24 protein-coding genes are annotated in these 26260 nt (G+C 38.8%); 11 read left to right on the top strand and 13 right to left on the bottom strand.

All coding sequences use genetic code 11. The annotated features are described in order from the left end of the window. The first annotated feature begins 224 nt into the window (after positions 1-224). The 3 genes from EUBHAL_RS09015 to EUBHAL_RS09005 all read left to right on the top strand — a co-directional run bounded on the left by EUBHAL_RS09015 (position 225) and on the right by EUBHAL_RS09005 (position 4680). Positions 225-794, top strand: a complete 570-nt coding sequence (locus tag EUBHAL_RS09015; protein ID WP_044922801.1) for a biotin transporter BioY — start codon at positions 225-227, stop codon at positions 792-794. 293 nt (positions 795-1087) lie between these two features. Next, a complete protein-coding gene (locus EUBHAL_RS09010) occupies positions 1088-2929 on the top strand; it encodes an NAD(P)-binding protein (protein WP_044922798.1) in 1842 nt (613 codons plus the stop codon). Further along, positions 2923-4680, top strand: a complete 1758-nt coding sequence (locus EUBHAL_RS09005) for a [FeFe] hydrogenase, group A (RefSeq protein WP_005348317.1) — start codon at positions 2923-2925, stop codon at positions 4678-4680. The genes EUBHAL_RS09010 and EUBHAL_RS09005 overlap by 7 nt, the downstream gene beginning before the upstream one ends. 440 nt (positions 4681-5120) lie before the next feature. Here EUBHAL_RS09005 and EUBHAL_RS14845 read toward each other — a convergent pair whose 3' ends face one another. From EUBHAL_RS14845 to EUBHAL_RS08985, 4 genes are all read right to left on the bottom strand, one after another. Next, positions 5121-5978: a DUF6070 family protein gene (locus EUBHAL_RS14845; RefSeq protein ID WP_005348315.1), complete on the bottom strand. Its 858-nt coding sequence runs from the start codon at positions 5976-5978 to the stop codon at positions 5121-5123. Positions 5979-6331: 353 nt separating this feature from the next. Next, on the bottom strand, positions 6332-6979 hold the full coding sequence (locus tag EUBHAL_RS08995) for an HAD family hydrolase (RefSeq protein WP_049940651.1): 648 nt from the start codon (positions 6977-6979) through the stop codon (positions 6332-6334). A gap of 67 nt (positions 6980-7046) precedes the next feature. Then, the gene (locus tag EUBHAL_RS08990; RefSeq protein ID WP_005348311.1) at positions 7047-8348 is read right to left on the bottom strand and encodes a transaldolase family protein; all 1302 of its coding nucleotides are present in this window, start codon (positions 8346-8348) and stop codon (positions 7047-7049) included. A 314-nt stretch (positions 8349-8662) separates the two neighbouring features. Continuing rightward, entirely contained in the window at positions 8663-9832 is a 1170-nt protein-coding gene (locus EUBHAL_RS08985) for an ABC transporter ATP-binding protein (RefSeq protein WP_005348307.1), read from the bottom strand. 493 nt (positions 9833-10325) lie between these two features. Here EUBHAL_RS08985 and EUBHAL_RS08980 point away from each other — a divergent pair, with 493 nt between their 5' ends. The 5 genes from EUBHAL_RS08980 to malQ all read left to right on the top strand — a co-directional run bounded on the left by EUBHAL_RS08980 (position 10326) and on the right by malQ (position 16105). After that, positions 10326-11645, top strand: coding sequence for an ABC transporter substrate-binding protein (locus EUBHAL_RS08980; protein ID WP_005348305.1), 1320 nt, complete (start codon positions 10326-10328; stop codon positions 11643-11645). A 133-nt stretch (positions 11646-11778) separates the two neighbouring features. Continuing rightward, on the top strand, positions 11779-12621 hold the full coding sequence (locus EUBHAL_RS08975; RefSeq protein WP_005348304.1) for a carbohydrate ABC transporter permease: 843 nt from the start codon (positions 11779-11781) through the stop codon (positions 12619-12621). Then, positions 12621-13454, top strand: a complete 834-nt coding sequence (locus tag EUBHAL_RS08970; protein WP_005348302.1) for a carbohydrate ABC transporter permease — start codon at positions 12621-12623, stop codon at positions 13452-13454. Before EUBHAL_RS08975 ends, EUBHAL_RS08970 begins: the two co-directional genes overlap by 1 nt. A 35-nt stretch (positions 13455-13489) precedes the next feature. After that, positions 13490-14506 carry a LacI family DNA-binding transcriptional regulator gene (locus EUBHAL_RS08965; protein ID WP_005348300.1) on the top strand — a complete coding sequence of 339 codons (1017 nt, stop codon included), beginning with the start codon at positions 13490-13492 and terminating at the stop codon, positions 14504-14506. Positions 14507-14623: 117 nt separating this feature from the next. Then, positions 14624-16105, top strand: coding sequence for a 4-alpha-glucanotransferase (gene malQ / locus EUBHAL_RS08960; RefSeq protein ID WP_005348298.1), 1482 nt, complete (start codon positions 14624-14626; stop codon positions 16103-16105). Between the two features lie 177 nt (positions 16106-16282). Here the strand turns inward: malQ and EUBHAL_RS08955 are convergent, their stop codons facing one another. The 4 genes from EUBHAL_RS08955 to EUBHAL_RS16860 all read right to left on the bottom strand — a co-directional run bounded on the left by EUBHAL_RS08955 (position 16283) and on the right by EUBHAL_RS16860 (position 19403). Continuing rightward, positions 16283-16804, bottom strand: coding sequence for a DUF6548 family protein (locus EUBHAL_RS08955; protein WP_005348296.1), 522 nt, complete (start codon positions 16802-16804; stop codon positions 16283-16285). 517 nt (positions 16805-17321) lie between these two features. Continuing rightward, on the bottom strand, positions 17322-18191 hold the full coding sequence (gene fba, locus EUBHAL_RS08950; protein ID WP_005348292.1) for a class II fructose-1,6-bisphosphate aldolase: 870 nt from the start codon (positions 18189-18191) through the stop codon (positions 17322-17324). A gap of 245 nt (positions 18192-18436) precedes the next feature. Continuing rightward, complete coding sequence (locus EUBHAL_RS08945) at positions 18437-19183, bottom strand: peptidylprolyl isomerase (RefSeq protein WP_005348289.1); 747 nt, start codon at positions 19181-19183, stop codon at positions 18437-18439. Positions 19184-19346: 163 nt separating this feature from the next. Continuing rightward, positions 19347-19403, bottom strand: coding sequence for a DUF6783 domain-containing protein (locus tag EUBHAL_RS16860; protein WP_334290891.1), 57 nt, complete (start codon positions 19401-19403; stop codon positions 19347-19349). Here EUBHAL_RS16860 and EUBHAL_RS17255 point away from each other — a divergent pair. Further along, complete coding sequence (locus EUBHAL_RS17255) at positions 19380-19433, top strand: hypothetical protein (protein WP_334294554.1); 54 nt, start codon at positions 19380-19382, stop codon at positions 19431-19433. The genes EUBHAL_RS16860 and EUBHAL_RS17255 overlap by 24 nt on opposite strands. On the opposite strand, the gene EUBHAL_RS17395 is transcribed toward EUBHAL_RS17255, so the two are convergent. Next, a complete protein-coding gene (locus EUBHAL_RS17395) occupies positions 19421-19522 on the bottom strand; it encodes a DUF6783 domain-containing protein (RefSeq protein WP_465220318.1) in 102 nt (33 codons plus the stop codon). The genes EUBHAL_RS17255 and EUBHAL_RS17395 overlap by 13 nt on opposite strands. Between EUBHAL_RS17395 and EUBHAL_RS17250 the strand changes: the two genes are divergently transcribed. Together EUBHAL_RS17250 and EUBHAL_RS08940 are read left to right on the top strand one after the other, a co-directional pair. Then, positions 19511-19558 carry a hypothetical protein gene (locus EUBHAL_RS17250; protein ID WP_353963082.1) on the top strand — a complete coding sequence of 16 codons (48 nt, stop codon included), beginning with the start codon at positions 19511-19513 and terminating at the stop codon, positions 19556-19558. The genes EUBHAL_RS17395 and EUBHAL_RS17250 overlap by 12 nt on opposite strands. A gap of 443 nt (positions 19559-20001) precedes the next feature. Continuing rightward, positions 20002-21684, top strand: a complete 1683-nt coding sequence (locus EUBHAL_RS08940) for a phospho-sugar mutase (protein WP_005348287.1) — start codon at positions 20002-20004, stop codon at positions 21682-21684. 509 nt (positions 21685-22193) lie between these two features. Here EUBHAL_RS08940 and EUBHAL_RS08935 read toward each other — a convergent pair. The 4 genes from EUBHAL_RS08935 to glmS form a co-directional block, all read right to left on the bottom strand. Further along, entirely contained in the window at positions 22194-22406 is a 213-nt protein-coding gene (locus EUBHAL_RS08935) for a helix-turn-helix domain-containing protein (RefSeq protein ID WP_005348280.1), read from the bottom strand. 7 nt (positions 22407-22413) lie between these two features. Continuing rightward, complete coding sequence (locus tag EUBHAL_RS08930; RefSeq protein WP_147363015.1) at positions 22414-22818, bottom strand: hypothetical protein; 405 nt, start codon at positions 22816-22818, stop codon at positions 22414-22416. Positions 22819-23103: 285 nt separating this feature from the next. Next, positions 23104-23772, bottom strand: a complete 669-nt coding sequence (locus EUBHAL_RS08925) for a hypothetical protein (RefSeq protein WP_005348272.1) — start codon at positions 23770-23772, stop codon at positions 23104-23106. 252 nt (positions 23773-24024) lie between these two features. Next, on the bottom strand, positions 24025-25866 hold the full coding sequence (gene glmS / locus EUBHAL_RS08920) for a glutamine--fructose-6-phosphate transaminase (isomerizing) (RefSeq protein WP_005348269.1): 1842 nt from the start codon (positions 25864-25866) through the stop codon (positions 24025-24027). Between the last annotated feature and the right edge of the window lie 394 nt (positions 25867-26260).

The following is a 26260-nucleotide window of genomic DNA, read 5'->3' as shown; positions in this document are numbered from 1 at the left end:
TTTATTTTTACAAAAAAGCGCAAAAAATGTCAATATATTTGTGCAGAATGCCAGTTTTTTGAAAAAAATTTACTTGTGTGGCGAAAGAAAGGCCAAAGTCAGCTCCCTGTCAATCAGAAAAGCATTGTTAACTTATTTTTTATTTATGGTTGACAATTCGTTCTACTTCTTTTATAATGGAGCCAGTTTTATTTTTAACAATACATTTTAGAGAGGAAATTATCATGTCTGCTATTACTACTACAAAGAAAAAATCTTTTACAACATTCCAGATGGCACTCATCGCTGTTATGGCTGCCATCACCTGTATTTTAGGACCACTCTCCATCCCGATTCCGATCAGCCCCGTTCCGATTTCTTTAACAAATCTGGCAATTTACCTGACTGTATGTCTGCTTGGCTGGAAGTTTGGAACAATAAGTTATCTGATCTACCTTCTTATTGGTATTGCAGGACTCCCTGTTTTCTCCGGTTTTAGTTCTGGTTTTGCAAAGCTTTTAGGACCTACTGGCGGATACCTGATCGGATTTATTCCAATGACAATCATCTGTGGATTTGCTTTTGAAAAGTTTTCTAACCACGGTATGCAGATTGTCGGTCTTGCCATCGGTACTATTGTTGCTTACATTTTTGGTACGGCATGGCTTGCCATCGAGGCACACCTTACCTTTTACCAGGCATTGCTTGCCGGAGTAATTCCATATATCCCTGGTGACCTTGTGAAAATCATTCTCGTTGTCCTTGCTGGACCGATTGTTAAAAAAAGATTACAATCTGGCGGCTTTCTTTTGTAAGCACTATTTTTTCTAATACTTTTTCAAAATATTTTGCTATACATTTTTGAAGAAAATGCAAAGAAAAACCACATTTATCGATGATATTTTATCATTTGATGTGGTTTTTTCTGTCTTTTTTATAAATTAATACTCTCTTCCTGCTTTCTTTTGCAAATTGTTATTATTATAACATTTTTATTGTAATGATAATAAATTATCATTTCTTTTCAAATTTTTTCTCATATGATATAATCGCGTCATTGAGACTATTTTTTGCTATCGGGGCAATACCCCTGTGAATGGAGGAGATTATGAGTAGACTTGAGGTCAGAAAAAAAAGCAAGGCCCAGTTAGTCGTTGACAATCTATACGAAGATCTGGAACGCCGAATTATTGCCAGTCCTCCCGGACTGTGTCCTGTTGATATGACTGCTTCTTTCCTGAAGCTGTTTCATGCACAGACTTGTGGAAAATGCGTTCCATGCCGTATCGGCCTGGGCGTTCTTGAAGATATGTTAGAAGATGTACTGGATGGAAAAGCCACTTTAGAAACACTTAGTTTAATTGAACGTACTGCAAAAGCCATTTATGACAGTGCCGACTGTGCCATTGGTTATGAGGCCGGAAGAATGGTTCTTAAAGGATTAGAAGGTTTTCGTGAAGATTTCATTGAACACATCACGAACGGACATTGTTCCTGTCATCTGGAACAGCCGGTTCCTTGTGTTGCTCTTTGTCCTGCCGGTGTTGACGTTCCTGGTTACATTTCTCTTATCGCAGATGAACGTTATGCAGATGCTGTTAAGTTAATCCGTAAAGATAACCCATTTGTTACTTCCTGTGCACTCGTATGTGAACATCCTTGTGAGACAAAGTGCCGTCGTAACTTCGTGGATGATGCGGTAAATATCCGCGGGCTCAAGCGTTACGCCGCTGACCACTGTGGTCTTGTGCCACCTCCAGAATGCTGCGAACCTACTGGTAAAACAGTTGCTATCATCGGTGGCGGTCCTTCTGGTTTAAGTGCTGCTTACTATTTACAGCAGATGGGACATCAGTGTACTGTTTTTGAACAGAGAAAAGAACTCGGCGGAATGCTTTACTATGGTATTCCTAACTACCGTCTCCCAAAAGAGCGTCTTGCTGAAGATGTTCAGAACATTCTTGCTACAGGTGTTGAGACAAAGATGAATACCTGCATCGGTGATGGAGATGGAGAGATTTCCTTTAAGATGTTAAAAGAAAACTACGATGCAGTTTATATTTCTATCGGTGCACATACAGATAAGAAGCTTGGTATTCCTGGCGAAGATGCTAAGGGTGTTATTTCCGCTATTCAGATGTTGCGTGATATCGGAGATGGAAATCCACCTGATTTTACAGGCAAAAATGTTATCGTTGTCGGCGGTGGTAACGTGGCTATGGACGCTACCCGTTCTGCTATCCGTCTTGGAGCTAAAAACGTTAGTGTTATGTACCGACGCAGAAAGGCTGATATGACTGCCCTCATGGACGAAATCGAGGCTGCTATCGCAGAGGGTGCAGAGATTCTTGAACTCCATGCCCCTCAGGCAATCGAAACAAATAAAAAAGGGTATGTAACTGCTATGGTTGCTGACCCTAAGATTATCGGCCTGATTACTGGCGGTCGTCCTTCTCCTGCAAATTCCGGAAGAGAACCTATACATATCCCTTGTGATATTGTTATCGTTGCAATCGGACAGGATATCGTTTCTGAACCATTTGAACGTGCAGGCATCCCTGCAAAGCGTGGACGCTTCTTAGCACAGAAGGATAGCTCTATTGCGGAAAAAGATGGTGTATTTTCCGGCGGAGACTGTGTAACCGGACCTGCTACCGTTATCCGTGCTATCGCAGCCGGAAAAGTAGCGGCTGCCAACATCGACAATTACCTCGGATTCAATCATAAGATTGAAAGCGGCGTTGTTGTTCCAGAACCTCGTATTGAGAACAAGACACCTTGCGGACGTGTTACTATGATGGAAAGAAATACTACAGAACGTAAAAAGGATTTCAATATCGTGGAGAACGGCATGACCTGCAAAGAGGCCAATCAGGAAGCACACCGCTGCCTGCGCTGTGACCGTTTTGGTTATGGAGTATTTAAAGGAGGACGAGTTGAAGAATGGTAAATATTAAGATAAATGACGTTCCTATCTCCGTTGAAGAGGGAACTACGATTTTAGAAGCCTGCAGAGAGGCAAAAATGATTGTCCCTACTTTGTGTTATTTAAAAGATATCAACGAAATCGGTGCCTGCCGTGTCTGCGTTGTGGAAATAAAAGGTATCGAAAGGCTCGTCACTTCCTGTAACAATACAGTAAAAGAAGGAATGGAGATTTACACAAACTCCCCAAAAGTACGTGATGCCCGCCGAATCAATATTAAGCTGATTCTCTCACAGCACAACTGCTTCTGCCCTACCTGTGTTCGAAGCGGAAACTGTCAGCTTCAGAAAGTTGCCAACGACCTTGAATTCGGAAGTGGTACTTTCAAACAACACATTACAGAAGAGAAGTGGCCCATGGACTTTCCTCTTATCCGTGACGAGAGCAAATGTATCAAATGTATGCGCTGTATCCAAATTTGTGATAAAGTACAGTCTTTAAAAGTATGGGATATCGCCAAAACTGGTTCCCGTACCACCGTTAATGTATCTCTTGGAAGAAATATTAAAGAAGCCGACTGTGCTCTTTGCGGACAGTGTATCACTCATTGTCCAGTTGCTGCTCTGTCAGGCCGTGACGATAAACGTCCGGTATTCTCTCAGAACGGTATGTTAAATACAAGAAGAAAAACTACAGTTGTTCAGGTTGCTCCTGCCGTTCGTACCGCATGGGCTGAAGCCTTCAAGCTTTCCCGTAAGTTTGCTTCCCCAGAACGACTTGCCGGTGCACTTCGTCTGATGGGATTTGATTATGTATTTGATACAACTTACGCTGCCGATCTTACTATTATGGAAGAAGGAAGCGAGTTCTTAGAACGACTGAAACATAAAGAAGACTACCAGTGGCCAATGTTTACCTCCTGCTGTCCTGGCTGGGTTCGTTTCTTAAAATCCCAGTATCCTGACATGGTAGACTGCCTTTCCACTGCAAAGTCTCCTCAACAGATGCAGGGAGCCATCATCAAGAACTACTTTGCTGATAAGATTCATGAAGATCCTGAAAACATTTTCAGCGTTTCCATCATGCCATGTATCGCAAAGAAGGCCGAATGTGCACTTCCTACTATGGACAGTACAGGAACTGGTCCTGACGTTGACGTTGTATTAAATACACGCGAATTCGTTGACTATATGAAGTCCCTCAACATTGATGTTTACGGACTTCCAGAAGACCGCTTCGACTCTCCTTGCGGAGAAGGAACTGGTGCTGCCGTAATCTTCGGAACAACCGGTGGTGTTATGGAAGCTGCCTTAAGAAGCTGCTATTATCTTGCAACAGGACAGAACCCTGACCCAGATGCATTCCACGGTGTACGAGGAATGGACGGCTGGAAAGAAGCTGCTATCGACATCAACGGCACAGAAGTTAAAGTTGCCGTAGTAAGTGGACTTGGCAACGCAAGAAAGTTAATCGAAGCCGTTCGCCGCGGTGAAGTATTCTACCACTTTGTAGAAGTTATGGCCTGCCCTGGCGGCTGCGTAGGCGGTGGTGGACAGCCAATCCACGAAGGGAAGGAAATGGCTGAGATTCGCTCCAAGAACCTCTACTTCCTTGATTCCCAGAACGAACGTCGTTTCTCGCATGAGAATCCGGAAGTGTTAAAGACTTATGAAGAGTATCTGGAGAAACCTCTTTCTCGTATGTCTCATAAGCTGCTGCATACTGACCATCATGGGTGGGATATGCCGTTGGCTCCAAAGTTGAAGAAACGATAAATAGGGGGTGCCGCAGGCAAAGTTGACGCCCTCTGGAAGATAAATAAAGCATATTTGCGACTTTAGTCGCTGCAGGTTGAATGCTCGCTTTCGCGCTCGCATCCAACCTTTGCTCCGAGGTCACAAATATGCTTTATTTATCTTCCAGAGAGCTGTGCTTTGGCTAGAGAGGAAATTATTACCATTTATCGTTGGGGAGAGATTTGAGGATTCACCAGATGGGCTTAGACTTTATACTCTTCTTCCTCAAATTCTCTCCGTTTCTAGGTTTAATTCACTCCAACCGCCATAGCACAGAAGCCAGGAAGCAAACGAATCTATATTTATGACCTCGGAGCAAGTGTTGGATGCGAGCGCGAAAGCGAGCATTCAACACGCCGCGACTAAAGTCATAAATATAGATTCGTTTGCTTCCTGGCTTCGTCTATCTGTTTACTGAATTAAACCAGAATCCTAAACCTTCCATCTACCGTTTCAGATCTTTCCGGTGGTTCTGGTACGCAGAATTCTCCAGTAAACCAGCCATCTTTTGTGTAGTTCCATTCTTTTATTCTCGTATATGTTGTGTCAATACTGATTACATCTTCATCATTGTTCCAGACGGAGCCGACATATAAAACATACATATTTTGTCCATCAAATATATATTTATTCCGTCCAACACCGCCATCTTCGTGAACTTCATATACTATGATACTATCCTTTTCTCCTTTTTGTGCATTCTTTAAAAATCCATCAAATTTATCTGCATTCCGCATATGTTCTTCTCTTCCGCTAAAAAATGCCGGAACAGAACAGCTTTCTATTTTATCTAATATCTTTTTTATAGTCTTACTCGGTAATACTACATTGCTGGTATCACCCTTTTCGCTTTTATCATAAATAGGCCAGACAGCCTGCATCATCTCATGTAATTCTTTTTTTGCTGTTTTATCTTCCTGCTTATCTACTGGAAGATCATAGCCTTTTTCATAGACAGTCTTTTCCTCCGTTGAATTATTCTTATCAGAAAGTACATCCATCTCATAGCCATATCCCGTATTCAATTCACTGTTCGTATCATCCTCGAATTCTTTCTCGCTATCTTTCTCTTTCATATTATTGGAATCCGAATTAGAATTATCTTCATTATTATTTCCATTCGTAATTTTTTCTATTATTTTATTCGGCCTGCCACCACTCTTCATTCCAAGTTCTGCCGCCACAGCTAAAATTGCTACTAATAAAAGAACCACTAATATAATAATAATAATGCTCTTCTTTTGCATCCAATCATTCTTATTCCTCATAACCCTCATTACAGCCTCCCGTGATTTTTTTCATAAACATAATTTTAGCAAGGCTACGGGGGTAAAAGCAAATTTCTAATTTCATGAAAATTACCATAAGATTCTGATTTGCTGAATGACAAAGGAGACGCCGAAAGAAATTTAAATTTTTACCTGATTTACGAAATTAAAACTCCCAATTCTGAATTTACTTCAACAGCCAAAGACAGCACCCAAAGAGAGAAGATACCCTATATTTGTGGCCTTAGAACGAGGATTGAATGTGAGCCTGTAAGCAAACATTCAACCCACAGTGATAGAGTCACAAATATAGGGTATCTTCTCTCTTTGGGTGCGTCTACTTTACCTGCGGCAACTCAGAATTATCCCTTTATTAATTCATAGAGTTCCTGTACATTATCCGCTATATACAATGGATTAATCTTCTCAAGGTCTTCCTTATCGCGGAATCCCCATGTGACAGAAGCACATCTAATTCCCGCATTGGCGGCTGCTTCCACATCCACTTCAGAGTCTCCAACGTAAATAGTTTCTTCTGGTTTGCATTTTAGCGTATCCATCATGATTAAGATAGAATCCGGGGCTGGTTTTCTTTTTATGCCTTCTTTTTCTCCCAAAGTCTCATTTACTTTGTCTCCTAAAAATGATTCTACCAATTCTTTTACTACAATATCACCTTTCGCAGAAACAACTCCTATAGAATAATTTTCATCAGAAAGCTTATTTACCAGCTTTTTTACCCCTGGATAAAGACCTGTTTTTTTATCAGCGTTCTTTTTATAATAAGCTTGAAAATAGGATAATACTTCTTCGTATTTTTCTGCAGTTACATTTTCTGGCAAAGATTTTTTTATTAAGGCTTTTGCGCCACCGCCTATGAAGCTTCTTACTTCTGCTTTTGTTCGTTTCGGGTATTTAAAATAGTTTAAGGTATGATTTACACTATCTTCAAGATCATCTAAAGTATTTAATAATGTACCATCTAAATCAAAAATAACTGCCTTCCCCATACTTTTTCCCTCTTCTATATATCCAGTCATGTATATACATCTTATTTTAAAAAAATATGATTTCTATTTAGCTCTGTCCATTTGCAGCATTCATAAATCTTCTCTGATAGCTGATTACCTGATTCGTAGATGTAAATCTTGCAAGATAATTTGGTTCTGCTGTAATTACGACTTTGTGATTCATATCCTGGAATTCTGGTTCTGTAAGGAGTTTATCAATATCCGGATAGTTGTAAGGGCCTTCCATAGAACATACAATAAGACGTGTGTCTTTTAGATTGGAGTTCTTTAATACGCGCAGATTATGACGCATACCATCTAATCCATCCTGACCCTGCTTATCTTCAAAATGTCTGTATTTAAGAAGATCTTTACCAAATGCAAGAACATCTGCCAATGCCATATCCCTATCTGCTTCTGTATAATAATCACAGGAGATAAAGTAGTCTTTTAATGTCTCTAAAATCTTATTATCCTTTGAAACTTCATACATATCAACATATTTTTTAATATTTTGAGACTGTAAAAGACGATGTCTTAAAAATGTATTGATAAAGTATGGTCTTGCCTGCATTGCCAGCATAGTCTGAAACGGCTCAAACATTAATGTAAAGTTTACACGGAATCCATGTTCATGCAGTTTCAATGCAAGATTATGCCCGCGAAGTGCATCTTCTGTTCCAACCTGATCCGGTCTCTTGTCAAGTTTTTTATTTTCACTGAGAAGCTGGGTTACATTCTGTGGTGTAACGGCTCCTGTATGAGGGACTTTAATAACTACACGATATCTAGAAAACATTTCTCTAAATTTTTCTGCCTCTTCAAGAATCTTATTGAAATCCTGCTCAAAAGGATTGTTCAGCTCCACACTGATATCACATCCCGGACCAAGTACTCTTCCGATTTCTGCCATAACTTCATCACGGTTCTTATATTTATTTCCAACATTAGCCTTTGGATTATTAATAAATAAATCGTAAATGATTCCCGGGTTACAGGTCAAATTGGAAATTAAAGGGCTGATTGGTTCCACTTCATATGGATTCGCACTGTCGGCAGAAAACAATACATTTGTTGGTCTTAATATACCATTCTTATCATAAGAAATATCTCTTACCAGATCAACCTTTACAACACCGTCTTTTTCCATCACAAGCTCTCGCTTAAAACCTGCAGGAGTTTCCCCTTCCGGTGTATGGAATGTGTTGATAACATCCTTAAACTGTTCTGTTACACCTACGTACTTTGCCATTTTTGTTAAATCGAAAAACTCTTCTTTACTAACTGGCATATCCTGTACTCTCGAAACAAAACTCTCATCTCCGCGTACGGTTTCTAATCCAAGGGAATCTAACGTTACATTTAACATACTTTTCTCCTCCTATAATAAAAATTTGATTTTAAATAACTGAGCTTCATGTTGATTTTATATTATCATACTTGTATATACATGTCAATATTGAATTTATGGAGTTAAAAAATGAACACATACACTATAAAGACAGATAAAGCATATTTTGCGGCCTCGGAGCGAGTGTTGAACACTCGCTCCAAGGCCGCAAAAATATGCTTTATCTGTCTTTATAGTGTGTTTGCTGGCAACTTCGTGGGATTCATAGGAGAGACTTAGAGAAAAAAGTGAATTCTATTTTTCTCCCCATCCAAAACACAGTCCTCAGCAAATCAGAATTCTAAATTCTCCCCTGTTTCTTTATTGAACACATGGACTGCATTTCCGCCAAATGCGAAAGAGATTTCACTTCCGATTGATAAATCTTCTCCACCTGTTAAATCCATCGTCTGTACGATGATAATGGTATCTCTTCCACAGGCATTGACATGTAAATGAATCGCACTTCCCATCATCTCGGATACGTCCACTTTGCCTGTGATGGCATCTTTGCCTGGCTGAGCTAAAGCGATGTGCTCTGGACGGATTCCAAGGGTGATTTCCTGTGATTTTACGTTATTTTTAGCGAGTGCTGCCTGTTTTTCTTCGGAAAGTATAATGGAAACACCACCTAATTCTACACTGTATTTCCCAGACTGTTCTACGAGTTTCGCATCAAACATATTCATCTGTGGCATACCGATAAAGCCTGCTACAAAGATGTTCGCTGGATGGTCAAATACTTCCTGTGGAGTTCCGACCTGCTGTACGATTCCATCCTTCATGATAACGATACGGTCACCAAGTGTCATGGCTTCTGTCTGGTCATGTGTTACATAAATAAATGTTGTATCAATTCTCTGACGGAGCTTGATAAGCTCTGCTCTCATCTGGTTACGAAGCTTGGCATCTAAGTTTGATAAAGGCTCATCCATTAAAAGAACTTTCGGTTCTCTTACAATCGCACGACCAATGGCAACTCTCTGACGCTGTCCACCGGATAATGCCTTTGGCTTACGGTCAAGATACTGTGTAATATCAAGAATTTCTGCCACTTCGTCCACTCTCTTATTCATCTCGTCTTTTGGCATCTTGCGAAGTTTTAATGGGAATTCCATGTTCTCGCGAACTGTCATATGTGGATACAGCGCATAGCTCTGGAATACCATAGCGATATCACGACCCTTTGGAGCTACATCATTCATTCTCTTTCCATCAATGAGGAGTTCTCCTCCACTGATTTCTTCGAGGCCGGCTACCATACGAAGTGTTGTGGACTTACCACATCCGGATGGACCTACTAATACGATGAATTCGCGGTCCTTGATGTCAAGATTGAAGTCCTGAACTGCTAATACGCCTTCGTCTGTAACCATAAGATTGCTCTTCTTCTGGCCCTTTTTGCTCTTCTTCTCTGTGTTTGGGTAAACTTTCTTAATATGTTTTAATGTTACCTCTGCCATATTCTTAGACTTTAGTGATACTGCCTCCGCACGATATCACCTCGCAGCCGGCGATTACTTCCGCGCCACATTACGACAGGTCTCCACACTGCCGCACCGCAAGTCTGACGGTTATCCTCCTTCTCTTTGCCCTGACCGTTCAGAAAGTGGAGTGAGACGGTTCAGGGGGGAATAAAAATTTTAATTTACAGGATTTCCCTGTAATTTAAGGCTGAGTATACACTACTTTTTTTAGTTTGTCCATACCCTTTTAAAAAAAATTCATTTTGCAGTCAAGTTCTTTGTTCAATATGTATAATTTTTGTTATGTTTTTCAATCACTTTTAACAATTTTTTTCTATTCGACAAAAAATACTTGTAATTCTACTCATATAAGTTATATAATATGCTTATCAAGCGACTGGAAACATTTCCGAAAACGGTTCCAGTACATAGTTACATACTCTTAAGTCGCAAGACACGCAAGGATATTTAAAAAGGAGGATTCATTATTATGAGAAAAATGAAACGATTACTTGCAGCAGGCTTAGCAACAATCATGGCTTGTTCCATGCTCACCGGATGTGGCGGCGGAAGTTCCGATAAGAAAGCATCTTCTGATAAGGACTCATCCAAAGGTTCTGTTTACTATCTTAACTTCAAACCAGAAGCAGATGAACAGTGGCAGGAACTTGCAAAAGAATACACAGACGAAACTGGTGTTCCAGTTACAGTAGTAACAGCAGCAGCAAACCAGTACGAAACTACTTTAAAGAGTGAGATGGGTAAATCCGAAGCTCCTACTCTTTTCCAGGTTAACGGTCCTGTAGGTCTTGCTTCATGGAAAGATTACTGCTACGATTTAACAGGTTCTGATATTTTAAATGAACTTACAAGTGATAAGTTTGAATTAAAGAACGGCGATGAAATCGCAGGTGTTGGTTACTGTACAGAAACTTACGGTTTAATCTACAACAAAGCACTTCTTAAAAAAGCTGGTTACACACAGAATGATATCAAATCTTTCGCAGATTTAAAGAAAGTTGCTGAAGATATCACAAAGAGAAAAGATGAATTAGGATTCTCCGCATTTACTTCCGCTGGTATGGACGGTTCTTCTGACTGGAGATTTAAAACACATCTTGCAAACCTTCCTATTTACTATGAATACCAGAAAGACGGAATCACAGATACAAAAGCAATCAAAGGTACTTATCTTGATAACTACCGTAACATCTGGGATTTATACATCAACAATGGAACATGTGATGCAAAACAGTTAAGCAAGAAGACTGGTGATGACGCTGTAGCTGAATTCACAACAGAGCAGGCTGTATTCTATCAGAATGGTACATGGGCATATGGTGATATCGCTGATATCGGAAATGATAATCTTGGAATGCTTCCTATTTATATTGGTGCTCCTGGCGAAGAGAAACAGGGACTTTGTACTGGTACAGAGAATTACTGGTGTGTAAATAAAAATGCAAGCAAAGAAGATATTCAGGCAACACTTGATTTCATAAACTGGTGCGTAACTTCTGAAGAAGGTACAAAGATGATGTGCAGCGCAGACGGAATGGGATTCGTTATTCCTTTCAAAAACAACTTAAAATCTGAAAACCCACTGGTTAACATCGCAAACGACTACATGGAAAAAGGTTATACTCCTGTAGACTGGACATTCTCCACAATGCCATCTGAACAGTGGAAGAACGACTTAGGTTCTGCACTTACTACTTATGCAGCAGATCAGACAGACGCAAACTGGAAGTTAGTACAGAATGCATTTGTTGACGGATGGGCTAAAGAAGCCGCTGCCGCTACAAAATAACTTTTTATAACAAGTTTAAACTCCTCTATTTGAAACAGTTCGAAACAAATTAAAACAAAAACTTATAAACATATCTCAGATACAGGGTGGACATACCGTCCTCCCTGTATTTTTTAAGGAGGCTATTGCTACTATGGAAAAGTCCATTAAAAAATACTGGCCGATTTTTGTACTTCCTACATTCGCAGCATTTATCATCGGCTTCATCGTTCCTTTCATCGAAGGTATTTACTTATCATTTTGCAAATTTACTACAATCAGAGATGCCTCTTTCGTGGGCTTATCTAATTATGTAGAAGCATTTAAAGACAATACATTTACTCATGCATTTGGCTTTACAGCAGTTTTTGCTGTTGTAACTTTAGTTTTAATCAACGTTCTTGCCTTTGCTATCGCACTTGCACTGACACAGAAAATCAAAGGCACAAACATTTTCCGTACTATATTCTTTATGCCTAACTTAATCGGTGGTATCGTACTCGGTTATATCTGGCAGTTAATCTTTGATGGTATTTTTGAAAAATTTGACCTGGCACTGAAATTAAGTGCAAAGCTTGGTTTCTGGGGTCTTGTCATTTTAATATGCTGGCAGCAGATTGGTTACATGATGATTGTTTACATCGCCGGACTTCAGGCAATCCCAGGCTCCTTAAATGAGGCTGCCATGATTGACGGAGCAAATAAATGGCAGCGTCTCATTCATGTTACGATTCCAAACATGATGCCTTCTATTACAATCTGTACATTTTTAACAATTACAAACTCATTTAAACTCTTTGACCAGAACCTGTCCCTGACAGGCGGTGAACCGATGCATCAGACAGAAATGATGGCACTGAATATTTACGATACCTTCTACGGCCGTGTCGGATATGAAGGTGTCGGTCAGGCAAAAGCGGTTATCTTCTTTATCATCGTTGTCGCTATCGGTATGATTCAGCTTTATGCTACTAAGAGCAAGGAGGTACAGCAATAATGAAAAATAAAACAAGTGGTATTTTTGCAACTATATTTTTTACCCTTATTTCCATATTATTTGTCTCACCAATTTTAATCGTTTTGATGAACTCCTTTAAAAAGAAAGCATTCATCAGTTTAGAGCCATTTAAACTTCCAAATGAAAAAAGTTATGTAGGTCTTGAGAACTATTTAACCAGTATCTCAAAATACGACTTTATCAAAGCAGTAGGCTGGACCGTATTTATTACCGTTCTCTCTGTTATCGTTATCCTCGTATGCTGTTCCATGTGTGCATGGTACATTACCCGCGTACAAAACAAGATTACAAAATTAATTTACCTTTTATGCGTATTTTCCATGGTAATTCCTTTCCAGATGGTTATGTTCACTTTATCAGGAACTGCTGATACACTTGGATTAAATACTCCATGGGGACTCATTATTGTTTATCTGGGGTTTGGTGCCGGACTTGCCGTATTTATGTTCTGCGGCTTTGTAAAGTCTATCCCTGTTGAAATCGAGGAAGCAGCTATGATTGACGGATGTAATCCTATCCGTACTTTCTTCTCTGTTGTCCTTCCAATTATGAAACCAACTTATATTTCTGTAGGTATTCTTGAAGCAATGTGGATCTGGAACGACTTCCTTCTTCCATACCTGATTCTTGATATTAAGAAATACAAAACCATCTCCATCATCATCCAGTACATGAAGGGAAGTTATGGACGAGTAGATATGGGTGCCATCATGGCATGCCTGATTATGGCAGTTATCCCTGTTATTGTATTCTACTTAAGCTGCCAGAAATATATTATTAAAGGTGTTGCGGCCGGAGCAGTTAAAGGGTAATATATTACATATCATTTATTTGGAAGGTAATGCGTATGACAATCAAAGATATTGCTCGTTTATCGGGATACGGTATTGGAACCGTATCCCGGGTTTTAAATAATCACCCAGATGTCAGCGAAAAGGCCAGAAAGAAAATATTGAGCGTGATTGAAGAAAATAATTTCCAGCCAAACAGTAATGCCCGACATCTGAAAATGCAGTCCAGTTCCTCTGTGATTCTTATTGTAAAAGGAACTTCTAACCTGCTATTTGCTGACATTGTAGAACAGATGCAGTCTCTCTTCTTAAAGAATGGAGAAAATGTTTCTACCTATTATATAGATGAAGACGCCAATGAAGTAAACTATGCGATCCAGCTTTGCCGCGACCGCAACCCAAAGGGAATCGTTTTCTTAGGTGGTAACTTAGAATATTTTAAAGAAGATTTTGCACACATCCACATCCCCTGCCTTTTATTGACCAACAACAGCAGTGATCTGGACTTTGACAATCTTTCTTCTGTGACAACCTGTGATGAACAAGCTGCCCAGTCCGTCATTGAGTATCTTGCTAAAAAGGGACATACCTCTATTGGTGTGGTCGGCGGTAATCTGACCGAAACAGAAATCAGTTTCCGCAGATTTACCGGTGCAAAATGGGGATTTAAAAACAGCAAACTTTCATTTAACCAGCGACTGCAATATGAGCCTTGCCGCTTCTCCATGGAAGAGGGCTATCAGGCAGCTATGCGGCTTTTAAACCGTAATACTGCTATCACTGCTATTTTTGCAATGAGTGATCTAATTGCCCTTGGAACAATGCGTGCAATCTATGACATGGGAAAAAGAGTACCAGAAGACATTTCCATCGTTGGATATGATGGTATCGCACTTTCCAGATACTGCGTACCCCGCCTTACAACTGTACAACAGGACACAACACAGCTCGCTAAAAAGGGAGTTGACCTGATGCTGCAGCGAATTAATTATCCTTATCATGCAACACATAAAACAACACCATTTCATTTGATTGAAGGTGAAAGTGTTATGGAATTGAACGGAGATAAATAAATATTATTTTCCAATTCAAAAGACAGAACACTATAGCAATTTCATAAAACAATAAAAGATAGTGTAGCACTATGTTTAACATTACAATAAAAATATAAACAAAACGGGAGGTCTCTTATGAGAACCGCAGGAATATTAATGCCAATCACTTCCCTCCCTTCTCCTTACGGGGTTGGAACACTGGGACAGTGTGCGCGTGATTTTATACAATTTTTACATCGTGCCGGACAGACATACTGGCAGATACTTCCGATATGTCCAACAGGATATGGGGATTCCCCTTACCAGTCCTTCTCCTCCTATGCCGGCAATCCATATATGATTGACTTTGATGACTTAAAAAAAGAAGGACTATTACAGGAAGAAGAATATGCTTCTATTTCCTGGGGTGATAATCCAGCAAGAGTAGATTACAGCCTGCTCTACAGCCATAAATTTTCTATCTTAAGAATAGCATGTTCCCGCATATCCGGGGTACTTTCTGAACGTTTTCAGACTTTCTGTAAAGAACAGAACGTCTGGTTAAATGATTATGCATTGTATATGTCGATTAAAGATTACTACGGCGGTCAATCCTGGCAGGAGTGGCCGGAAACTCTCCAGAAAAGAGAAAAAGATTCTCTGGAAGCCATCCGCCAGGAACTTACCGATGAAATCCTGTTCTGGAAAAAGGTTCAGTTTTTGTTTTTCTATCAATGGGACAAATTAAAAGCATATGCAGAAGAAAATAATATAAAAATTATTGGTGATCTTCCTATTTATGTTTCTTACGACAGTGCTGACGTTTGGGCACACCCGGAAGAATTCCAGCTTGATGAAAACCTTTGTCCAATCGAAGTTGCCGGATGCCCACCCGACGGATTTTCCGCTGACGGCCAGCTTTGGGGCAACCCTCTTTTCAACTGGGACTACATGAAAGAAACTGGATATCAATGGTGGGTAAACCGCATTGCTTACCAGTCAAAAATCTACGATGTGATCCGCATCGACCACTTCCGCGGATTTGATGAATACTATGCCATTCCATACGGTGATTCCACCGCCAAAAATGGATATTGGAAACCAGGTCCTGGCATGGATTTATTCACTACGATTGAGAACAAACTTGGTAAACTTCCTATCATTGCAGAAGATCTCGGATTCTTAACAGACTCCGTAAAACAGCTTTTGGCATCTACTGGATTTCCAGGAATGAAAGTCCTCGAATTTGCCTTTGACAGCAGAGATACTGGTTCTGGTTATCTTCCACACTGTTATCCAAATAATTGCGTTGTATACACAGGAACACACGATAATGATACCATTCTTGGCTGGTTTGAAACCGCTCCGGAAGAATTCCAAAACAATGCTATTCGTTACCTCCGTCTTACAAAAGAAGAAGGTTATCATATTGGTATGATGCGTTGTGCCTGGGCAAGTGTTGCCAATACTGCGATTATGCAGATGCAGGATTTTCTTGGACTTGGAGTGGAAGGCAGGATGAATACACCTTCTACGCTGGGCGGAAACTGGACATGGCGATGCCTGCCGGGAGATTATAATAATGAACTGGCAGACTGGCTCTATGAAGAAACCAAAATATATGATCGACTGAATTAATTGAATTGAAGAAAACAGACGAAAAATAAAAAGTATAAGGTAGAATCTGTACCAGCAGTCTCTAACTTATACTTTTATTTTTCTGTTTTTTCATCAATTCTTTAAATAAAATTTTTTTATTTTACACAGTTTTTTTCTATTGCTAAATTGAAGAATCAAATTTAGTTTTATCTTCCATTAACTTATCATAAGCATTATAAACAAAACCACAGCTAAATTGATTCCCATTATTATAAGAAACTTTAAAATAATGTTTAAAAGTCGTAAACCTTCACCATCATCGCTCTTAGAGTTTACATTCTGATATTGTAGTTGCTCCCCTTCTCCTCCTTCCGTATATCTGATATATTTAACATCCTCGACAGCTTTATATGAACTCTTTTCTCTCCTGTACCGAGCCAAAGGGTCTGTAGTTTTCATAATTTCTTTATAAAAATTATTTAACCACTCTATATCGTCTCTTGTACAAATATCATATTGTGATGTTCCAACCTCATGTACATAATTATTTCTAATATGTCTATAATGTTTTAACTTATATAGCGTTTTATTCCATAAAGGGACATATCTATTTCCATCATTTACTTCTTTCATCGTATCTATATATGTAGTAACACCTTTCTCACTATTAAAAATTTCTTTACATATTTTATCCAGATGTTTATAAGATTCCATAAAATCATTATTTAAATTAGTCATTTCTTACCTTTCTTCTATTCTATCAGAAAATTCTCCGTAATACATTTTATACTGCTCAAAGACTTCCAAGTTTTTTAACCAGCAATTCTCCTTGTACAGAATTTGTCTTTAATCAATCTTATTTTCACTATACTCTACATGAAAAGCCATTGCCACATCTTTATCTCTCCTCATAAATAATACAGTATATATTTCTTAAAGAGCTGTCAATTTTAATAGTTAACTCCTTTTAAATAATAAAGAACTTTTCTAATATCAATTTATTATTTTCCCTGACGAGAATGAAGATACCATAAACATTATATTTCCATATTGTCCCATATTCAACAATACTTATAATTTATTCTTAATGAAATATTCTAAACAAAAAAGAACTCTACCTCACAAACGTAGTAGAATAAAGAAAGATATATCCGTATATCTTCCAAAAACGATACCACGCCATCGGTAGAGTCCTTTTTCTTTTGAAGTATAGTTACTACCATAATTTCTATAGTAGCTCAATTACATTCTATAATTATTCAGCTTTTCCGATAGAACCGAAGATTTCCATCTTTTCTTTTACAGTAGCTTTGATTGCTTCTGCACCAGGAGCTAATAACTTACGAGGGTCAAATCCTTTTCCTTCTAAGTCTTTGCCTGCTTCGATATATTTACGTGTAGCTTCTGCGAAAGAAATCTGGCATTCTGTGTTTACGTTAATCTTAGAAACGCCAAGGGAAATAGCTTTTTTAATCATATCTTCTGGGATTCCTGTACCACCGTGTAATACGAGAGGCATTTCTCCAGTTAATTTCTGGATGTCATCTAATACGTCGAACTGTAATCCAGCCCAGTTTTCTGGGTATTTTCCGTGGATGTTACCGATACCTGCTGCTAACATTGTTACACCAAGATCAGCGATAGCTTTACATTCCTGAGGATCTGCACATTCGCCCATTCCTACAACGCCATCTTCTTCTCCACCGATAGAACCAACTTCTGCTTCGATAGACATTCCTTTTTCGTTACAGATTGCTACTAATTCTTTTGTCTTTTCAACGTTCTCTTCGAATGGAAGATGAGAACCATCAAACATGATGCTGGAGAATCCAGCTTCGATACACTTCTTAGCTCCTTCATATGAACCGTGGTCAAGATGAAGTGCTACTGGTACTGTAATGTTTAACTCTTCTAACATTCCGTTTACCATACCTACAACAGTTTTGTATCCTGTCATATATTTGCCCGCACCTTCGGATACACCTAAAATAACTGGGGATTTACATTCTTCTGCTGTTAACAGGATTGCTTTTGTCCACTCAAGGTTGTTGATGTTGAACTGTCCTACTGCATAATGTCCTGCTTTTGCTTTCTGAAGCATCTCTTTTGCTGATACTAATGCCATAATTATTAACCTCCATAAATATAAATATCTGCTTGCGCAGTTGTCGATGTATGGTAGCATCGCCCTAAGTTATACGAACCTATTATAACCCCAGTTCAGAAAAAAATAAAGATAATTTTGCAATAATCTTATTATTATCATTATCTCAATCCACCGTCAGCAATTCACGAAGCCTGAATAATCAGGTAATTACTGGTGATTTATTCCTGTCAGAACGGGATTTCCTATATTATTATATTAAATTTTTACTTAAATTCAAGACCGTATTTTTCGATCATTTCCTGACGTACTGCCATATACTTTTTGTTCTGTTTTTCTGTTGTGAGCTGCTGCATGATCTGTGGATATACTTCTGCAAATTCAGACTGTTCTCCACCTGTAAGCTCATCTACACGAATTAAGTGATATCCGAAATCTGTTTTTACTGGTCCGATTACTTTGCCTACTTCTGCAGTAAATACAGCTTCGTCAAATTCTTTCACCATCTGTCCACGGCCAAATGTTCCAAGGCTTCCGCCCTGTGCTTTAGATGGGCATGTAGAATATTCTTTTGCAGCGTCTTCAAATGTTTTTACACCGCTCTCGATTTCTTCTAATACTTTCTTACTTTCTTCTTCTGTTGCTGTAAGAATGTGTTTTGCTGTAGCTTTTGCTTCTTTTACGAACATTGCTTTATGCTCATTATAGTATGCTTCACATTCTTCCTGTGTTGCCTGGATATCTTTAATCTCCTGAGTTAAAGCGTACTGTCCTAAAAGTTCTCTCTTAACAGCTTCCATTGTAGCAAGGAAAGCTTCGTCCTGGTCATACTTTTTGTCATATCCAAGTTTTTCGAATAAGAAGTAGTTTGCATACTGAGTTAATGCCTGCTTTCTTCCTTCTTCTGTTGCTACATAAGCCTGCTGCTGTTCTGGAAGCTTGCTTAAAAATTCATTAAATTCTGTTTCTGTGATTTCTCTTCCTGCGGAAACTGCAATAATTTTCTCTGACATGATTCCTGTACCTTCTATACTAATAGAGTTTTAAAATAAAATTAAAAGCAGACAAATTACTGTCTATGAGCGTTCAACATACAATATCACAACAAAACGATTTCTTTTTTATTGTAAGATCTGCATGCTTTACATATACTTATGAGGTATCGCTAGAGCGTGTTTAAAAAATGCTTTCTGCAAGATGTGCATCACAATTTGTGGGAGATTTTACCTGAATGAGGGCGGCGTAGCGGGCTACGTCAACTGAATGAAAGCGGCGTAATGGGCTACGTCAACCAAATGAAGGCAAAATATACCATAAATTGAGGTGTGCAGATTGCTGGAATGATTTTTCAAACACGCTCTAACTTCATTCAAAATTTTCAACAATGATACGTCTATATACACTTCTCAAGTATATCTCTGATTCTCTAATGTACCGTTCTCTAAATATCTGCCTTATGAAACTTCATTATACTATTAAAATAAGAAGGACTCTCCTTTTCTTTTTAATTTGTGACTTCCGTGATACCACAAATGTCACATATTGTATATAATAACACAGAACGGCTTATGTTTGCGAACTATTTCTTTGAATTTCTGCAAAAATATTTTTGATTCCCACTACAAAGTAAAGAAAAAATTACATTTTTCTCAAATATACGACAATGGTATTTCTGTACAATTCATTTTCTCTTTTTATCTGTAATGATTCGTGTTCTTTTCCAAAAGTATACATAATTTCATCTTGATAAATAGTACCTGATATGGTAAAATTAGATACATAAAACGAGCTTTTTAAAGCACTAACATTTAACATTGGAAGGAGTTACAATATGTATTTAGACGAGTACAAACGCTGGCTTGCTGCTGACTTAGAAGATAGTGATCTTCATCCTGAGCTTGCCGGCATCGAGGGAAATGATGACGAGATTAAAGACCGTTTTGCAGTTGCACTGAAGTTCGGAACTGCTGGTCTCAGAGGTGTTCTCGGAGCTGGAACAAACCGTATGAACATCTATGTAGTACGTCAGGCTACACAGGGTCTCGCCAACTGGGTCAAAACACAGGGTGGCAACCAGACAGTTGCTATCAGCTATGACAGCCGTATTAAGAGTGATGTTTTTGCCAAGACTGCTGCTGCCGTTCTCGCCGCTAATGGAATTAAAGTTCGCATTTACGATGCATTAATGCCTGTTCCAGCACTTTCTTTTGCTACACGTTACTATGAGTGTAACGCAGGTATCATGGTTACCGCATCTCACAACCCAGCTAAGTATAACGGTTACAAAGCTTACGGTCCTGACGGATGCCAGATGACTGATGATGCAGCCGCTATCGTATACGATGAGATTCAGAAGACTGATGTTCTTACCGGGGCAAAATACATTTCTTTCGCAGAAGGTGTTGAGCAGGGACTCATCCGTTTTGTAGGAGATGATTGTAAGAATGCGTTCTATGAAGCTATCGAAGCACGTCAGGTTCGTCCAGGTCTTTGCAAGACTGCTGGTCTTAAGTTAGTATACAGTCCACTGAACGGTTCTGGTCTTGTTCCTGTAACAAGAGTATTAAATGACATCGGTATCACAGATATCACTATCGTTCCTGAACAGGAATATCCTAACGGATATTTCACAACATGCAGTTATCCTAATCCAGAGATTTTTGAAGCATTAAAGCTTGGTCTTGATCTTGCAAAAGAATCTGGTGCAGATCTTATGCTCGCTACTGACCCTGATGCAGACCGTGTTGGTATTGCTATGAAGTGTCCAGACGGTTCTTATGAACTTGTAACAGGTAATGAGATGGGTGTTCTGCTTCTTGACTACATCTGTGCAGGCCGCAAAGAATTAGGCACACTTCCTGAGAAGGCTGTCGCAGTGAAATCCATCGTTTCCACACCACTTGCAGACGCTGTTGCTGCTCATTACGGTGTAGAGATGAGAAGTGTACTTACAGGATTTAAATGGATCGGTGACCAGATTGCTTCCTTAGAAGCTGCTGGAGAAGTAGACCGCTTCATCTTCGGTTTCGAAGAGAGTTACGGTTACTTAGCTGGACCTTACGTTCGTGATAAAGATGCTGTAATCAGCTCCATGCTCATCTGTGAAATGGCTGCTTACTACAGAAGCATCGGAAGCTCCATCAAAGAAAGACTCGAAGAAATCTATGCTGAATATGGCCGTTACTTAAATGTTGTAGACAGTTTTGAATTCCCAGGTCTTACAGGTATGGATAAGATGTCTGGAATCATGCAGGGACTTCGTGATAACCCACCTACATCTATCGGAGATAAGAAGGTTGTCAGCGTAACAGATTATAAGAATGCAGAGGCTACTGGACTTCCAGCTGCTAACGTACTTACATACGGTCTTGATAATGGCGCAACTGTTGTTGTTCGTCCATCTGGTACAGAACCTAAGATTAAGACATATTTTACTACACTTGGAAAGGATCTTGCAGACGCTCAGGCAACAAAGGATGAATTAGCTGCTGCATTGGCTCCACTGTTTAAGTAGTTAAATTCTTATTTGCCGCAGTCAAAGAGACGCTCGCAGTAAATAAAAGAACCTATATTTGTGACTTTAGTCGCGGCGGTTGGAATACTCGCTTATACACGCTCGTATCCAAACCTTGCTCCGAAGCCACAAATATAGGTTCTTTTATTTACTGTGAGCTGTCTTTGGATGCCTATGCAAACTCAGAATTTATTTTGAGAAAGATTTGATGGGGATGCACACCATTTATCTTCGGGAGTTCGTCTGTTTTACAGACTCACAAATCAGGATTTTTTCTTATATGCCATTCCCAGACCATATGCTATAAATATAATCACAAATCTTATTATTGTACCTGTACTCAATAATGTCCCTGCCTGTATTTGTAAAACACATAAAACTACACAAAGGATAATTAAGAGTATTGTGTAGATTCTATTTAGATATTTTTTCATAAATTTTCTCCTTTATATTACAGAGAGTGAGGATTCATCTGTTTCGCCAGCTCGTATATATACCAACTTAACAAATCAGTCCTCATCCTCCTGATATTCTAAGATATCTCCAGGCTGGCAATCCAATGCTTTACAAATAGCATTCAACGTCGAAAATCGAATTGCGCTTACTTTTCCGGTTTTAATCTTCGACAAATTTACATTGGCGATTCCTATCTGCTCAGATAAATCTTTTAAATTAATCTTTCTATCTGCCATTACCCTGTCTAATCTCAATATAATTGCCATACTTCACCTACAACATCCCATCTACTTCTTTCTGTAAACTACATCCATATTTGAATACTGCCGAAAGGCAATACAAAACAAGCACAATCACAATTCCCAATACTACAGAAGAAAGATTAATTTCATTAACTGAACCAGTTGGGACAATAATATAAACAAATAACGCTGCCGATATTTTATTAATCTGATTTGATATTTGGGGGATAAATGGAGATTCACTTAGCTCTATCCATTCAAAAATCTGCTTTGTAAACCTGGCTACCAAAAACAAACTAATACAATTAATAAGCAAGCATATAAACAACGTAAAAGGTTCCTGTGATGATAAAGATAGCTTTTTCATTTCTGTTGTTACAATGTCAGGCCTATCAATCTGTATCACAGTAAACACTACTAATGCTCCTATAGACAAAACAGAGCCGAAAATCAAATTTCCGGAAATTCTCAATTTATTTTTTAAGCTTATCCTACTTCAAAAATTGGTGAACTACTCAGCAACTGAATTGGCGGAAATTCTCGCTTAATTTCCTAAAAACAGCGCAAAACTTAATTCCATTTAAAATTTTAAACTTATCTTCTATCTTATATTCAAAAATGCCTCTGATTTTACCCAGAAGCATTCTTTACCTACATCTAATTTTCTCTTTTCCATATAAATTTATTGATATAACCAAGTTAAAACTTACTTTTTCCAACTCTATTCTGTCATAAGCCATGCTGTCCCATCTGGCATTCTGTTCAGATATCCTTTATACCTTTCCAGAATCTTTCCTGTCTCTAAATCTCTTACGATGACCTCTTCTCCATATCCATAATTCAATACATCCAGTAAATCCTCATTCCATTTAGAACTATACATTTTCTCGTTTTCTACAAACTCAATGCTTTCATTTTCTTCCAGATATATTTTTCGTTTCGGAGCCAAAAATTCTATGGCATTTTCTTCCATACTATTTCGTACAATCATAAAGGGGCTTTCAATTAATCTGATATTCATTAAGTCATCAATTTCCGAAAGCGAAATTTCTTCGATTACTTCAACACTTTCTTCATCTGGTTTATAGGCAATCGCCTGAAGGATTCTTTTATTAAAATCATATCTCAAAATCCCAAAAGAATTGCTTGCCTTGTCATACACAGGAGCCTCCAGATACACATTTTTCTCCTGTTTTATCGACTCATATGCCTTGCCAGTTTTATTAAAAAAGCATAACTTACTTCCAGCATACTCTCTTCCTTTTCCACATTCCTCCGCTACTTCCACATTAGACATCCACGTTGGATAAATACCGTAATACCACTCATCAGTATTTTCAAACTTCTCTACACAGAAATCTTCAAATCCATGAAATGTTTTTATCTCCATAATAATCTCCTTATCCTTTAAAATATAAAATTTGCCACAGGAAAGCAGACCCCCTCTTAGAGGAATGGTTTTTCAAACACGCTCTAAACCAAAAACAGCTCCCAAAAAGAGAAGATATCCTATATTTGTGGCCTTATAGCGAGGATTGAATGTAAACCCGAAGGCAAACATTCAACCCACAGTGATAGAGTCACAAATATAGGATATCTTCTCTTTTTGGGAGCGTCTCTCCCTGCCTGCAGTAACCCAGAATTATTCTACAGTAACACTCTTTGCAAGGTTTCTAGGTTTATCAACATCAAGTCCTCTTGCAACGCTTACATAATATCCCATTAACTGTAATGGAATAATTGCGAGTGTCGTTGTAAAATGCGGATCTGTCTTAGGCACATATACAACAAAGTCTACCATGTCTTCAAGGTAGTAACTTCCGTTCTCTGCAACACCCATCAGGTATGCGCCACGGCTCTTTACTTCCTGCATGTTACTCAGTGTCTTCTCGCAAAGGTGACTCTGAGTAAGAACACCGATTACAAGTGTTCCATCTTCAATCAGGCTGATGGTTCCGTGTTTTAACTCACCTGCTGCATAAGCTTCGGAATGTACATAGCTGACTTCTTTCATCTTCAGGCTTCCTTCCTGACAGATTGCGTAATCAAGTCCACGACCGATAAAGAATACATCGTGTGCGGATGCAAATTTATTAGCGAACCACTGAATTCGTTCTTTATCTGCTAAGATGCTTGCAACCTTTTCTGGAAGGAGCACGATCTCTTTGAGCATGCTATTGAGGGTAGATTCTTCAATCTCTCCTCTTACCTGTGCAGCGTACATGGAGAGGATATACATACAAATTAACTGTGTGCTGTATGCCTTAGTGGTAGCAACGGCAATTTCAGGTCCGGCTAAAGTGTACATAACGTGGTCTGCTTCTCTTGCAATACTGGAACCAACTACATTAACGATTGCTAATGTCTTTACTCCCATTTCTTTTGTAAGACGCAGTGCTGCAAGGCTATCTGCTGTCTCTCCTGACTGTGAAATAATGACAACTAATGTATCTTGGGAAAGCTTTGGATTACGGTAACGGAATTCAGAAGCGAAATCTACGTCTACTATTAATCCTGTGAGGTCTTCCATCACATATTTGGCTGCAATACCAACATGATAAGCAGAACCGCAGGCTACGATACAAATTCTATGATACTGTGCAAATTCTTCTGGTGAAATACCGACAGAACTTAAATCAATCTTACCGTCTTTTACATATGTATTGATTGTATCTTTGAGTGCCTTTGGCTGCTCATGAATCTCTTTCATCATGAAATGCTCGAAACCGCCTTTTTCCGCTGCTTCTGCATCCCACTTAATGTTAACCATTTCTTTTTCAATCTCGTCACCGTTCATGTTAAAGAAACGGATGCTGTCTTCGTGAAGTTCTGCCATCTCCATGTTATCAAGATAGTATACATTTCTTGTGTAAGAAAGGATAGCAGGAACGTCAGATGCGATAAATGCTCCACCTTCATTCTGTCCAACGATTAATGGACTGTCTTTTCGTGCTGCGTAAACAACACCTGGACGATCTTTGAACATAATACCCAGTGCGAAAGAACCACGAACACGAAGTAATGCTCTTGACATACTTTCTAATGGGTTATGATCTGTCTTCTCATAGTAATAAGCGATAAGCTTCACTGCTACTTCTGTATCTGTCTCAGAATAGAAAGTATAACCTTTCTGTGTGAGATGGTCTTTTAATTCCTGATAGTTCTCAATGATTCCGTTATGAACCATAACAACCATCTTGTCATCACTACAATGAGGATGCGCGTTCTTCTCAGAAGGTGCGCCATGTGTTGCCCAACGGGTATGACCAATACCACATCCACCTGGCATCGCTTTTCCGCTGTCTGTCTTCTCTAACAGATTCTTAAGACGTCCCTTTGTCTTTACAATGTCTATGTCATTCTCAGCTTCATTGAAAACAGCTACTCCGGCTGAATCATATCCCCTGTACTCCAGTTTTGATAAACCATTCAGTACAATTGGCGCTGCCGCCTCTCTACCAGTGTATCCAACAATTCCACACATATATAATCTCCTTTAAAAGTTAAAATGATTGAAACAATTTAAATTTTTCATCCTTAAGTGTAGCATGGCTATCGGGAAAAGGCAAGATTTTACGCGCCAATTCACTTTCCTGATTTTTTCGGAAACAGTTTGTTATTTTTATTAGGTTAGTATCCGGTTTTAATTTATTTTCTTCTTTGTTCTGTCGGATTTCTACAATTGTTATATATGCAGCTATTCAGAGTACTTGCAGTTTGCCCGTAATCCCTTTTTAATAAATACTGCTTTTCTCTGAATAGCTACTTTTCTAATATTAAAACTTATTCCCTCTGCTTATTTTTATTCCAAATTACTTAACATATTACAGACTCACAACAACCATATAACTTTTACCCGTTTAAGTGACATCCTCCCT

Source organism: Anaerobutyricum hallii DSM 3353, assembly GCF_000173975.1.
GTDB lineage: Bacteria > Bacillota > Clostridia > Lachnospirales > Lachnospiraceae > Anaerobutyricum > Anaerobutyricum hallii.
Note: the sequence above shows the minus strand (reverse complement) of the source record. Positions and strands in the feature narration are given on the sequence as shown.

Excerpts from the sequence above, each read along its gene's own strand:
- EUBHAL_RS09015 (WP_044922801.1), top strand. The coding sequence starts at position 225 with ATGTCTGCTATTACTACTACAAAGAAAAAATCTTTTACAACATTCCAG.
- EUBHAL_RS09010 (WP_044922798.1), top strand. The coding sequence starts at position 1,088 with ATGAGTAGACTTGAGGTCAGAAAAAAAAGCAAGGCCCAGTTAGTCGTT.
- EUBHAL_RS09005 (WP_005348317.1), top strand. The coding sequence starts at position 2,923 with ATGGTAAATATTAAGATAAATGACGTTCCTATCTCCGTTGAAGAGGGA.
- EUBHAL_RS14845 (WP_005348315.1), bottom strand. The coding sequence starts at position 5,978 with ATGAGGGTTATGAGGAATAAGAATGATTGGATGCAAAAGAAGAGCATT.
- EUBHAL_RS08995 (WP_049940651.1), bottom strand. The coding sequence starts at position 6,979 with ATGGGGAAGGCAGTTATTTTTGATTTAGATGGTACATTATTAAATACT.
- EUBHAL_RS08990 (WP_005348311.1), bottom strand. The coding sequence starts at position 8,348 with ATGTTAAATGTAACGTTAGATTCCCTTGGATTAGAAACCGTACGCGGA.
- EUBHAL_RS08985 (WP_005348307.1), bottom strand. The coding sequence starts at position 9,832 with ATGGCAGAGGTAACATTAAAACATATTAAGAAAGTTTACCCAAACACA.
- EUBHAL_RS08980 (WP_005348305.1), top strand. The coding sequence starts at position 10,326 with ATGAGAAAAATGAAACGATTACTTGCAGCAGGCTTAGCAACAATCATG.
- EUBHAL_RS08975 (WP_005348304.1), top strand. The coding sequence starts at position 11,779 with ATGGAAAAGTCCATTAAAAAATACTGGCCGATTTTTGTACTTCCTACA.
- EUBHAL_RS08970 (WP_005348302.1), top strand. The coding sequence starts at position 12,621 with ATGAAAAATAAAACAAGTGGTATTTTTGCAACTATATTTTTTACCCTT.
- EUBHAL_RS08965 (WP_005348300.1), top strand. The coding sequence starts at position 13,490 with ATGACAATCAAAGATATTGCTCGTTTATCGGGATACGGTATTGGAACC.
- malQ (WP_005348298.1), top strand. The coding sequence starts at position 14,624 with ATGAGAACCGCAGGAATATTAATGCCAATCACTTCCCTCCCTTCTCCT.
- EUBHAL_RS08955 (WP_005348296.1), bottom strand. The coding sequence starts at position 16,804 with ATGACTAATTTAAATAATGATTTTATGGAATCTTATAAACATCTGGAT.
- fba (WP_005348292.1), bottom strand. The coding sequence starts at position 18,191 with ATGGCATTAGTATCAGCAAAAGAGATGCTTCAGAAAGCAAAAGCAGGA.
- EUBHAL_RS08945 (WP_005348289.1), bottom strand. The coding sequence starts at position 19,183 with ATGTCAGAGAAAATTATTGCAGTTTCCGCAGGAAGAGAAATCACAGAA.
- EUBHAL_RS08940 (WP_005348287.1), top strand. The coding sequence starts at position 20,002 with ATGTATTTAGACGAGTACAAACGCTGGCTTGCTGCTGACTTAGAAGAT.
- EUBHAL_RS08935 (WP_005348280.1), bottom strand. The coding sequence starts at position 22,406 with ATGGCAATTATATTGAGATTAGACAGGGTAATGGCAGATAGAAAGATT.
- EUBHAL_RS08925 (WP_005348272.1), bottom strand. The coding sequence starts at position 23,772 with ATGGAGATAAAAACATTTCATGGATTTGAAGATTTCTGTGTAGAGAAG.
- glmS (WP_005348269.1), bottom strand. The coding sequence starts at position 25,866 with ATGTGTGGAATTGTTGGATACACTGGTAGAGAGGCGGCAGCGCCAATT.